The sequence below is a fragment of the Streptomyces sp. NPDC001744 genome (assembly GCF_042892575.1).
Lineage (GTDB): Bacteria > Actinomycetota > Actinomycetes > Streptomycetales > Streptomycetaceae > Streptomyces.
In genome coordinates this window covers 26,357-37,081 of sequence record NZ_JBIAUG010000034.1, presented here as the reverse complement: position 1 = coordinate 37,081, position 10,725 = coordinate 26,357, and the positions used below count along the sequence as shown (strand labels likewise).

Here is a 10,725-nt window from a genome sequence, read left to right as displayed (position 1 = left end):
CCCGCTGTGCACCCGCCGGTTCTGGTCGTTCCCCTGGGGCGGCCCCGGCCGCCGCCGTTGTTTTTCACCCGCCGGGCGCGGGCGGGGGGGGGGGGGGGGGGGGGGGCCGCGGCCCCCCCCCACCACGGGGCCGGCGGCGGTGGTCCGGCCGGTGATGTCCAGCGGGCTCATCGGCGGCCGTTCGTCGCCGGGCGGGCGGGAACGCCGAGGGCGAGCAGCGCGGTGTCGTCGTCGAGGCCGTCGCCGAAACCGTCCAGCAGGGCGGTCAGCGCGGTGACCACCTCCCGCGGGGCGGCGGGGGCGTGGGCGGCGGCGAAGGCGTGCAGCGCGTCCTCGCCGTACAGGCTGCCGCGGGTGGGTCCGGTGCGCGCCTCGGTCAGGCCGTCGGTGTAGAGGAGGAGGGTGTCGCCGGGCGCGAGGACGGTCTCGGCGGTGACGAAGGGGGCGTCGGGAACGATGCCGACGAGCAGTCCGCCGGGGGTGGGCAGGAACTCGGCGCGCCCGTCGGCCCGCAGGACCAGGGCCGGGGGGTGGCCGCCGGAGGCGAGGCGGACGACGGGGCGGTCCGGGTCGGCGCCGGTGTCGACGACGCCGAAGACGGCGGTGCAGTAGCGGGGGTCGCCGCCGGCGGCGTACCGCTCGTACAGGACGGTGTTGAGCGTGGCGAGGGCGGCGGCGGGTTCCGGGTCGTGGAGGGCGGCGGCGCGCAGGGTGTAGCGGGTGAGGGAGGTGACGGCCGCGGCCTGCGGACCCTTTCCGCACACGTCGCCGAGGAAGAAGCCCCAGCGGGTGCCGTCGAGGGGGAACAGGTCGTAAAAATCGCCGCCGAGGCGGTCCGCGGAGGCGGTGTGGTAGTGGACGGCCGTCTCCAGGCCGGGCACGGCGGGCAGCGAGGAGGGCAGCAGGGACTGCTGCAGCACGGCCAGGGCGTCGGTGAGCCGTGCCCGGTCGGCCTCCGCCTGCCGGCGCGCCTCCTCCGCCTCCGCGCGTGCCTGTTCGGCCTCGGCGCGAGCCTGTTCCGCGTCCCGTTTGCGGCGCAGGAGCTCTTCCTCGTAGGCGCGGCGGTCGGAGGCGTCGAAGACGGTGGTGCGAATCAGCAGCGGCTCGCCCCCGTCCCCGTGCTTGACGGTGGAGGAGATGAGGACCGGCAGCCGGGTGCCGGTGCCGGTCCTCATCTCCAGGGCGATGCCGCTCAGGCTGCCCTGCATGCGCAGCAGGGGGGCGAAGTGGGTCTCGTGGTAGAGCTTGCCGCCGACGGTGAGCAGGTCGGTGAAGCGCATCCGTCCCACCACGTCCTCGCGCTCCCTGCCGAGCCAGCCCAGCAGGGTGGTGTTGATCTTGGCGATCGTGCCGTCGAGGAGCGTCGAGAGGTACCCGCAGGGCGCGGACTCGTACAGCTCCTCGGCGCTGTCCTCCAGGAGGGCGATGAACGCCGTGCCGGTGTCGGTCCCCGGCCGCTCGGGCTCCTCGCCCACCTTGCACATCACAGGGATTCCAGGAAGTCCAGGATCGCTTCCGCGGTGGCCTCCGGTGCGCTGAGCTGCGGGCAGTGGCCCGTGGCGTCCAGCGTGACCAGGCGGGAGGAGGGGATCGCGGCGTGGACGTACGCGCCGACCTCGCGGGGGGCGATGACGTCCTGGGCGCATTCGAGCACCAGCGTCGGGACCGTCACGTCCTTCAGGTCCCCGCGACTGTCGGACAGGAACGTGGTGCGGGCGAAGACGCGCGCGATGTCCGGGTCGGTGGCGCAGAAGCTGTTGGTCAGCTCCTGGCCCAGCTCGGGCCGTTCCGGGTTGCCCATGATGACCGGGGCCATGGTGGAGGACCAGCCCAGGTAGTTCGACTCCAGGGAGGTCAGGAGTTCGTCGATGTCGTCGGCGCCGAAGCCGCCGCGGTACCCGGCGTCGTCGATGTAACGGGGCGAGGGAGCCACCATGACCAGCGATCCGATCCGGGCGGGTGCCGCCCGCGCGGCCAGCACGCCGACCATGGCGCTGACCGAGTGCCCCACGAACACCGCCCGCTCGAGGTCCAGCTCGTCGCAGACGTCCACCACGTCCTGGGCGTAGCCGTCGAGCGACCCGTAGCGTTCCTCGCTCCAGGCCGACAGGTCCGAGCCGCCGGAGCCGACGTAGTCGAACAGCACCACCCGGTGGCGCTCCGCGAGGGCGGGGACGACCAGACGCCACATGTTCTGATCGCAACCGAACCCGTGGGCCAGCACGACCGTCGGCCCGGTCGGCGGGCCGGTCACCGTCACATTGTTCCTGCTGCGAATGTTCACACTTGTCATACTCCCATCCGGTCCGGTTCGCCCGGGTCGCGGTCCCTCCGGGGCCGTCCCGCCGGACGACGGGGAGACCGCGGCTCCGTCGCCGGCCGTCGTGGGCGGCCCGGCCCTCCCGCGGCACGGCCGGGAGGGCCGGGCGTCACGGCGGCACGCCGTACGCCCGGCCCGGAGGGGCGCGAAGCGCACGAGGGCGCGGCGCCGCCCCGTCCTCGTGCGGTCAGGGGCGCAGGATCAGCCGGATCGGGTCGCCGGTCTTGTTCTCCAGCCGTTCCACCGCCTCGGCGGCCCGTGCCAGCGGGAGTTCGCCGCTGATCGACCCGGAGAAGTCCAGCCGCCCGCCCTGGAGCAGGGCCAGCAGCTGCGGCAGCGCGACCGGCATGTCGGAGCCGTAGTGGCCGAGGATCTGCTGCCGGAGGTAGCTGAAGCGGGTGCCGTCGGCGACGGTCAGCGGCTTGTCGGTCAGGCCCACGAGGACCAGCCGGCCCTTGGGCCCGAGCACCGAGAGGGCCTGTTCGCGGACGGCCGGCACGCCGGCGAAGTCGAAGGCGGCGGCGAGACCGGCCCCGCCGGTCGCCTCGCCGATCCGTTCGCGCAGCGCCGGGTCGGCGGAGTCCAGCACCAGGTCCGCGCCCCGGGCGAGGGCGCGCTCGCGGGCGACGGGGCTGGGGTCGATCGCGACGACGGGGTACGCGCCGACGGCCCGCAGCAGCTGGACGGCGTGGACGCCGAGCCCTCCGGCGCCCCAGACGCCGACGGCCTCGGCGGGCCGCACGGCTCCCGTGACGGTGATCGCGGCCCACGGCGTGGAGACCGCGTCCGGGATGATGGCGCCCTGGTCGAAGGGGATGGCGTCGGGCAGTTCGGTGAGGGCGGTCTCGGCGGAGAGGGCGTACTCGGCCCAGCCGCCGTCGTAGTCCACGCCGCGGGTGTACGTGACGCCGCCGCGGGTCTCCCCCGCGTACAGCACGACCCGCTGTCCCGGGGTCCAGCGGGTGACGCCGGGCCCGGTCTCCGCGATGACGCCGGACACCTCGTGGCCCAGGGTGACCGTGTCGCCCTCCAGCAGCATCGGCGAGAGGGTGCCGTCGATCAGGTGGACGTCCGACAGGCACACGCCCGCGGCCTCCACCTTCACCAGGACCTCTCCGGCTCCGGGAACGGGCTTCGCCACCTCCTCGATCCGCAGGGTGCGGCTGGGAACGTGCAGCCGGGCGGCGAGCATCTGCTCCATGACATGACCTCCTTGACGCGGCGACCCCGGAGCGCGGGTCCTCTCCCGGACTCGGCACCTTCAACGCAAGTCACCTTGCGATAAAACGTACGCCCGCTCCGCCGCATAATGCAAATGGACTTGCGTTATGCTGGATCATGACCTCGTCCGACCGGAACGCACCGCCTCCTCTGCGCCGCCGAGGGACCCGCATGCGCGCGGCCGTCCTCGCCGCCACCGTGGACGTCCTGGCGGAGCACGGACTCGCCGGCACCACCGTCGGTGCCGTCGCCCGAGCCGCCGGGGTCCACGAGACCTCCGTCTACCGGCGGTGGGGGACCCGCGAGAACCTGATCCTGGAAGCGCTGACCGAACAGCTCGACGCGGCGATGCCCGTACCCGACACCGGCCGCGTCCACGACGACCTCGCCGCCCATTTCGGCGCGCTGGCACGACTGCTCGCGACGGAGCAGGGCAGGGCCCTGCTCCGGCTGAGCGCCGAACGCGACGGCACCCTGCCGGACCGCCGGCTCCCCTACTGGACCGAGCGCCTCGAACGCGGCGCCGCCATGGTGCGCCGGGGCGTCGAGCGCGGCGAACTCGCACCGGACACCGACCCGGGCCTCGTCATCGAGGCCGTCAGCGGCGCCCTGTTCACCCGCGCCCTCATCAGCGGCGCCCCGGTGGACGAGGACTTCGCGGCACGGCTCGTCGACCTCGTTCTGGCCGGCGCGCTCCCGAAGCCCCGCCCGGCCGCCGACGCCGCTCCCGTCCCCCTCGACTCCTGACCGCTCCCCGCCCCGCCCCCGCCGCTCCCGGTGCCGGTCCGGGCCGCCGGGCCGCCTTCGTGCGCGACGGAGCGCCCGGTCCCGCCCCGGAGGGGCCCGGGCAGCCGCGACGGCGACCGGCTTCCGACTTGATAGGCAAGTGAACACTTGCCTATGGTGGAGGGGTGGCAGACGATGTGTTCAAAGCACTGTCCGACCCGACCCGCAGGACGATCCTCGACGAGCTGACGGAACGGAACGGCCAGACGCTGTTCGAGATCTGCGCGCGCCTGGCCACGAAACACGGGCTGGGATCGTCACGCCAGGCGATCAGTCAGCACCTCGCCGTCCTGGAGGCCGCCGGCCTCGTACGGACGCGGCGCGAGGGCCGCCGCAAGTTCCACGACCCCACCCCCGAACCGCTTGAGCAGATCGTCACCCGCTGGCTCAGGCCCCGCACACCGGAGACCGGACCATGAAGATCTACATGACCCAGGTGTTCGTCGACGACCAGAGCGAGGCCGAGCGCTTCTACACCCAGGTGCTCGGCTTCGTGAAGAAGAACGACATCCCGCTCGGCGGCGGCGCCCGGTGGCTGACCGTCGTCTCGCCCGAGAACCCCGGGGGCACCGAGCTGCTCCTGGAGCCCTCCGGCCACCCCGCGGTCCCGCCGTACAAGCGGGCACTGTTCGAGGACGGCATCCCGGCCGCCTCCTTCGAGGTCGCCGACGTGCACGCGGAGGCCGCCCGACTGCGCGGGCAGGGCGTGGAGTTCACCCAGGAACCGGCCGAGATGGGTCCGGTCACCACCGCGGTGTTCGACGACACCTGCGGCAACCTCGTCCAGATCGTCCAGCACAACGGCTGACCCGGGCCGGACGGCCGGGCCGCCCGCCGACGCGGGTGACCGCGTCCCCCTCCCGGCGGAACCCCGCCCCGCGGATCACGGGGGCGGGGTGTAGCCGCGGGCGCGGACGTGGCGATGGGCGAGCGCGGTGAAGGCGCGGGCGGCGGCACCGCGGTAGGCGCCTTCGCGGTGCAGGAGGGTGGCCGTGCGGGACGGCAGGGGCGGGTCGAGGGGAACGGGGGTGAGGCGGGGGTGGTCGTGGGTGACGGCGTCGGGCAGGACGGTGGCCAGCGAGGTGCGCTGGACGATCTCGACGAGGGCCTGGACGGAGTTGGCCTCGACCGCGACGCGGGGGGCGATCCGGTGCCGGGCGAAGTACGCGTCGATGTGGGCCCGGGTGGCGAAGTCGCCGCTGAGGAGGGCGAGCCGGGTGTCCTCCAGGGCCCGTACCGGCAGAGGATCCGGCCCCGTCCGGGAGGGGAGGGTGGCGGTGACGAGACCGAGGGTCTCGGTGAAGAGCGGCATCGCGGCGACACCGGGCAGGTGGGCTCCGGCGAAGGCGATGCCGAGGTCGAGGTCGTCCGCGAGCAGGGCCGCCTCGACACGGTCCTGGGTCGTCTCGGTCAGGACCAGGTCCACGCCCTGGTGGAGGGCGTGGAGTTCGGCGGTGAGCGGGCCGACGAGGTAGGCGGTGAAGGTGGGGGTGACGCCCAGGCGCAGGTCGCCGCGCGAGAGGTCCTGGACGTCGTGGACGGCGCGTTCGGCGGCGGCCAGGTCGCGCAGCGCGCGGCGGGCGTGATCGGCGTAGACGGCACCGGCGTCGGTGAGGCGCACCGTACGGCCGGTGCGGTCCAGCAGCTGTACGCCCAGGGTCCGTTCCATCTGCTTGACCTGCTGGGAGAGCGTGGGCTGGGAGATGTGCAGGTCCTCGGCGGCGCGGGTGAAGCTGCCGTGCTCGGCGACGGCGAGCAGATAGCGCAGGTGACGCAGTTCCAGAGCGGCCATGAGATCCACTATAGGCGGAAGCAATAAGAGGGAGGCACGCCAACCCCTTTTCTCTATAGACGCAGGTCGCGCGGGGCGGATCCCGTCCGACCCCCGGGGCTCGACCAGCGGATCCCGTCCGCCCCCGGGGCCCGACGGTTGCCGCGGGGAACGGCCTCGCGGGACCTCGCCGGAGGCGTCGCCCGTTTCCGGCGCGCCCTCCCTCCGGCCGGGGCGGGCCCCCTCACCCGTCCGGCCGCGCGCGTCCGGCTTCACCGGGAGGCCGGTGAGCATGGACCGGAACGGGCGTTCCCCGTGTCACTCGTTGCGGTAAGGAGGGCACGCACCCGGCGAGTACGCGGCGGGGCGGCTCCATGATCGGGACAGCGGCGCCGCTCCGGCGCCCCCGTCCGAACACGCGATCCTGGGGGTTCAGAGTATGACGCCGGCTTCACGACCGGACCGTCGCCTCGACGAGCAGGCGGTCCTGCTCGCGGCGGGCCTGGCCGATCTGGCGGTGAGCGCCGTCGGTTCGGCCGCCGGAACGCTCCGGCGGCTGCTGCGCCGCTCCGACGGCGCCGACCTGGTGCGGGAGGCGGAGGAGGACCTGATGGCCCGCGGCCGGCTCGTCCTGGACCGGTACACGGCCGCGCCCCCGGCGCATCTGGAAGTGCTCGCCCAGCACGTGCTCACCCGGCGCGCGGTCGTCGGCGACGATGTCTGACCAGGAGCCGGCCGCTTTCAGGGCGCGCGTCGACGCCGTCCTGAGCACCCTCCTGACGGAGGAGGCCGAGCGTCTGTGCGCGATCGACGGCCTCCTGGAACCCGTCGCGGAACAGTTGCGGTGCGCGGCCGGACAGGGGAAGCGGCTGCGGGCGGCGTTCTGCTACTGGGGCTGGCGGGCGGCGGGACAGCCCGACAGCGACACCCTCCTGCGGGCCGCCGCCTCGATGGAGCTGGTGCACGCCGCGGCGATCGTCCACGACGACCTCATCGACGACAGCCCGCTGCGCCACCACCGGCCCACCGTCCACGTCGCCCTGCGCACCCCGCTGGCCGGGCGGCCCCGCGAGCGCGCCGGCGCCCGTTCGCTGGCCATGCTGGTCGGTGACCACCTGATGGCGCTCGCGGGACAGCTGTTCGCCACCAGCGGCCTGCCCGCCGCCTACCTGGCGCGCGCCCGGCCGCTGTGGGCGGACCTGGCCCGCGACCTGATCGCGGGCGAGTGCCTGGAGATCCTGCGCACCGGCACCCTCCCGGACACGGACGCCTCCCTGAAGGTGATCCGCTACAAGACCGCCAAGTACACCGTCGAGCACCCGCTGCTCATCGGCGGTCTGCTCGCCGGGGCCGCGCCGCGCCTGCGGGACGGGCTGTCCGCGTACGGGCTGCCGCTCGGGGAGGCGTTCCAGCTCCGCGACGACCTGCTGGGTCTGTTCGGCGAGCCGGAGCGCACCGGCAAGGCCGGTCTGGACGACATCCGGGGCAACCGCCCCACCGCCCTGCTGGCCGAGGCGTGGCGAGCCGCCACGCCCGCGCAGCGCGACCGGCTGCGGGACGTGCTGGGGCGCCGGGACGCCGACCACCGGCACCTGATCCGCTTCCGGGAGCTGCTGGTGGACCTCGGAGCACCCGAACGGGTCGAGGAGATGATCGGCTCGCGCGTGCGGGAGGCCCTTCGCGTCCTGACCGGACTCGACGTGCCCGCGCACGCCCGGCGGGCGCTGAGCGATCTCGCGCGGTCGGCCACCGACCGCCGGCACTGACCCCCTCCCCCGCGCGGCGCCAGGTGCCGCCGTGCGGGGCCCGCAGAGAAGGACGTTGTCTGATGATCCACACCCGGGCGTCGATGGACGCCCTGCGCCAGTCGGGCGACGAGCTCGCCGACGCCGTCGTGGCCACGCTGTTCGAGCGGGGGGAGGTGGGCAGGTTCAACGCGCTGATGCGTTACGTCTCCACCGCCGGCGCTCCCCTGCCCGAGGGTCTGCCCGACGTCGCCCGCGAATACCTCCGGACCACCGGTGTGCCGCCGGACTGGGTGGACTGGACGGAGATGGAGAAGGCGCGGCTGTTCTTCATCGACAACAACGTGCACATCTCCACCGCGCTGTCCTTCGCCTCCATGCCCGCCTGCTACGTCGTCCCCCACGTGGCGAAGCTGCTGTCGGCCACCCACGGCCTGAACTATCCGTCGAAGCGGATGGCGGAGACCGGCCAGTTCACCGTCTACCTCATGCGGCCCGACGCCTTCGAGGCCGGCGGCCGCTTCGTCCCGGCCGCGCAGAAGGTCCGCCTGCTGCACGCCTCCATCCGCCACCACCTGAAGCGGGAGGGCCTCTGGGACACCGCCGCGCTCGGGACGCCGATCTGCCAGGAGGACCTGATCGGCGGGCAGATGTTCTTCTCCCTGCTCGTCCTCGACAGCCTGCACCGGCTCGGCATCCACATGTCGGTCGAGGGCGCGGAGGCGTACTTCTACGCCTGGCGCGTGGTCGGCGCCATGCTCGGCGTCGAGCAGGACGCCGCGCCCGGGACCCTGGAGGAGGCGCGGCAGTTCCTCGACCTGTACATGATCCGCCACATGGGCCCCTCCGACGAGGGTGCCCATCTGACCCGCCAGCTGATCGACCTCTACGAGGAGGTCGTCCCCGGCACCTTCTTCGACCCCATCGTCTCGGCCCTCATCCGCTACCTGATCGGGGACACCTGCGCCGACTGGCTCCAGGTCCCCCGCACCGCGTGGGACGGCGTCGTCAAGGCCGTACCCGGTCTGCTGGGCGTCCTGGAGTCCATCGAGGACGGATCACCGCTGGGCGCCTGGGCGCTGGACCGCCTCGGCCACCTCACCACCGTCCTCGAACTGTCCTCCCTCACCCGGGGCCGCGTCATGCACTACGCCATCCCCGAGCACCTGAAGAAGGACTTCGGCGTCTCCGACGGCGTACCCCGTACCCACCGGTGGGCGCCGCCGGCCCCCACTCCCACGTCCTGACGGACCGAGGCACGGGTGCGCCCGGTGGCTTCCGTCCTGTGGGGAGGGGAGCCGCCGGGCGTGCTGGTGTGTGGTGTGTGGGGGTGGGGGGTTATGCGTGGCGGTGGGTGTGTCGGTTGCCGGTGATCAGGCGGTAGAGGGCGAGGAGGATGACGGAGCCGACGATGGCGGCGATCCAGGTGGAGATCTCGAAGAAGCCGTCGACGGAGTCGACACCGAAGATCACCTTGCCGAGCCAGCCGCCCAGGAGGCCGCCGGCGATGCCGATGAGCATGGTGATGATGATGCCGCCGGGGTCCTTGCCCGGCATCAGGGCCTTGGCGATGGCGCCGGCGATCAGGCCGATGAGGATCCACGCGATGATGCCCATGACGGTTCTCCTTTTTGTCACATAAAGACCGTGTCAGTTCATCGTCTGCACCGAACCCGCCCGCCTAAACGCCCCCCACCCCGACGAAAACCCAACCCCACCACCCAGGGCGCCCGGACGATCACGAGCGGCACGCGCCGCCACGGGCCACGGGCCGGCGCAGGGCAGGCTACGGACGCGCCCGGACGTACGCGCTGCCCCCGGACCCGCTCGTGCCTACGCGGCGCCCTCGGCGGAGTCCTCTTCGACGCCCTCCTCGGCACCCCCGTCGGGGAAACCGGCCCCGCCGGGCTTCCCGTCGCCCGCCAGGGCTCCGGCGAAGCCGCCCATGATCTCCTCCAGATTCAGCTCGGTGGCTCCGGCCGGGACCGTGGGCCTGGTGCCGGCGCTCACCCTCAGCACCAGTCCGAACTTCTTGACCTCGGCGCTCTCGGCCAGCTTGGCGAGATCGACGTACACCTCGGTCAGCTCACCGTTCTTGAGCGTGAAGTCGGCCGCGACCTCGGCGTCGGGGGCGTCCCGCAGGTCCGCGTCGGAGGGCAGGTCCATGCCGGGCGGCAGGTCCTTGGCGAGCGGACGGATCTGGCCGATCATCTTGGTGACCAGCGTGCGGAACGGGGCCGTGGCGGTGACGTGCTCGGTGCCGTCCTTGCTCCCGGAGGTCTTGAAGCCGACCTCCCGGGCGACGACCCCGCGCAGGGCCTCCAGGAGCTTCTTCCGGGTCCCGGCGTCCAGCGAGGTCTCCGGCGACGGCCCGGAGCCGGACGCTCCGCCGTCCCCCCGGTCGGCCCGGCCCATCTCCCGGCCCACCTTCTCCAGTTCACGGGTGCTGAACGTGACCCACTCCCCCTCCAGCACCTTCTTGAGGCCCTTGGCCTCCGGGGGCAGCTCGTTGACGGGCGGCAGGGGGGAGCCCGTCGCCTTGGCGAGGGCGTCGGCGTCGGACCGGACGTAGACGTCGTCACCGACGACCCGGTACTCGAAAAGGTCTCCGGAGGGGTTGCTGACCTTCATGGCCACCCCCACGAAGTCCTTCTCCTCGGACTCGTCGAGCGGCTTCAGCGACTCCACCGTGAAGCTGATCTTCGCACCGCTGATCAGCTCGGCGAGCTCGTCGGGGATCTCCTCGCCGGGCTCCGGATCCGACTCGGCGTCCAGGTGCCCGAGGGTCTTCGTGTCGGCGTCCAGATCCAGCTCGAAGGAGACCGACGTCTTCTTTCCCAGCTTCTCGAATGCCTGGTCCAGCTTCTTTCCGGCGGACATCT

Annotated in this window: 12 protein-coding genes; 6 read left to right on the top strand and 6 right to left on the bottom strand. The window is 73.1% G+C overall.

Annotation, left to right across the window (positions count from 1 at the left end; all coding sequences use genetic code 11):
• Window positions 1–167: 167 nt before the first annotated feature.
• From ACFYZY_RS28680 to ACFYZY_RS28670, 3 genes are all read right to left on the bottom strand, one after another.
• On the bottom strand, window positions 168–1,484 hold the full coding sequence (locus ACFYZY_RS28680; RefSeq protein ID WP_388699855.1) for a PP2C family protein-serine/threonine phosphatase: 1,317 nt from the start codon (window positions 1,482–1,484) through the stop codon (window positions 168–170).
• Window positions 1,484–2,284, bottom strand: a complete 801-nt coding sequence (locus ACFYZY_RS28675) for an alpha/beta fold hydrolase (RefSeq protein WP_388699853.1) — start codon at window positions 2,282–2,284, stop codon at window positions 1,484–1,486. The genes ACFYZY_RS28680 and ACFYZY_RS28675 overlap by 1 nt, the downstream gene beginning before the upstream one ends.
• A 223-nt stretch (window positions 2,285–2,507) precedes the next feature.
• Entirely contained in the window at window positions 2,508–3,521 is a 1,014-nt protein-coding gene (locus ACFYZY_RS28670; protein ID WP_388699850.1) for a zinc-binding dehydrogenase, read from the bottom strand.
• A gap of 191 nt (window positions 3,522–3,712) precedes the next feature.
• Between ACFYZY_RS28670 and ACFYZY_RS28665 the strand changes: the two genes are divergently transcribed.
• The 3 genes from ACFYZY_RS28665 to ACFYZY_RS28655 all read left to right on the top strand — a co-directional run bounded on the left by ACFYZY_RS28665 (window position 3,713) and on the right by ACFYZY_RS28655 (window position 5,135).
• Window positions 3,713–4,288 carry a TetR/AcrR family transcriptional regulator gene (locus tag ACFYZY_RS28665; RefSeq protein WP_388699848.1) on the top strand — a complete coding sequence of 192 codons (576 nt, stop codon included), beginning with the start codon at window positions 3,713–3,715 and terminating at the stop codon, window positions 4,286–4,288.
• Between the two features lie 164 nt (window positions 4,289–4,452).
• Entirely contained in the window at window positions 4,453–4,746 is a 294-nt protein-coding gene (locus ACFYZY_RS28660) for an ArsR/SmtB family transcription factor (RefSeq protein ID WP_388699845.1), read from the top strand.
• On the top strand, window positions 4,743–5,135 hold the full coding sequence (locus ACFYZY_RS28655) for a VOC family protein (RefSeq protein ID WP_388699842.1): 393 nt from the start codon (window positions 4,743–4,745) through the stop codon (window positions 5,133–5,135). The genes ACFYZY_RS28660 and ACFYZY_RS28655 overlap by 4 nt, the downstream gene beginning before the upstream one ends.
• A gap of 75 nt (window positions 5,136–5,210) precedes the next feature.
• Here the strand turns inward: ACFYZY_RS28655 and cynR are convergent, their stop codons facing one another.
• A complete protein-coding gene (gene cynR, locus ACFYZY_RS28650) occupies window positions 5,211–6,119 on the bottom strand; it encodes a transcriptional regulator CynR (protein ID WP_388699840.1) in 909 nt (302 codons plus the stop codon).
• A 418-nt stretch (window positions 6,120–6,537) separates the two neighbouring features.
• Between cynR and ACFYZY_RS28645 the strand changes: the two genes are divergently transcribed.
• The 3 genes from ACFYZY_RS28645 (at window position 6,538) to ACFYZY_RS28635 (ending at window position 9,090) form a co-directional block, all read left to right on the top strand.
• Window positions 6,538–6,822 carry a polyprenyl synthetase gene (locus tag ACFYZY_RS28645; protein WP_388699838.1) on the top strand — a complete coding sequence of 95 codons (285 nt, stop codon included), beginning with the start codon at window positions 6,538–6,540 and terminating at the stop codon, window positions 6,820–6,822.
• A complete protein-coding gene (locus ACFYZY_RS28640; protein ID WP_388699837.1) occupies window positions 6,815–7,864 on the top strand; it encodes a polyprenyl synthetase family protein in 1,050 nt (349 codons plus the stop codon). Before ACFYZY_RS28645 ends, ACFYZY_RS28640 begins: the two co-directional genes overlap by 8 nt.
• A 62-nt stretch (window positions 7,865–7,926) precedes the next feature.
• The gene (locus tag ACFYZY_RS28635; protein WP_388699835.1) at window positions 7,927–9,090 is read left to right on the top strand and encodes an oxygenase MpaB family protein; all 1,164 of its coding nucleotides are present in this window, start codon (window positions 7,927–7,929) and stop codon (window positions 9,088–9,090) included.
• A 91-nt stretch (window positions 9,091–9,181) separates the two neighbouring features.
• Here the strand turns inward: ACFYZY_RS28635 and ACFYZY_RS28630 are convergent, their stop codons facing one another.
• Window positions 9,182–9,460 carry a GlsB/YeaQ/YmgE family stress response membrane protein gene (locus ACFYZY_RS28630; RefSeq protein ID WP_190156292.1) on the bottom strand — a complete coding sequence of 93 codons (279 nt, stop codon included), beginning with the start codon at window positions 9,458–9,460 and terminating at the stop codon, window positions 9,182–9,184.
• Between the two features lie 216 nt (window positions 9,461–9,676).
• Window positions 9,677–10,723: a hypothetical protein gene (locus tag ACFYZY_RS28625; protein WP_388699834.1), complete on the bottom strand. Its 1,047-nt coding sequence runs from the start codon at window positions 10,721–10,723 to the stop codon at window positions 9,677–9,679.
• Window positions 10,724–10,725 lie beyond the last annotated feature (2 nt).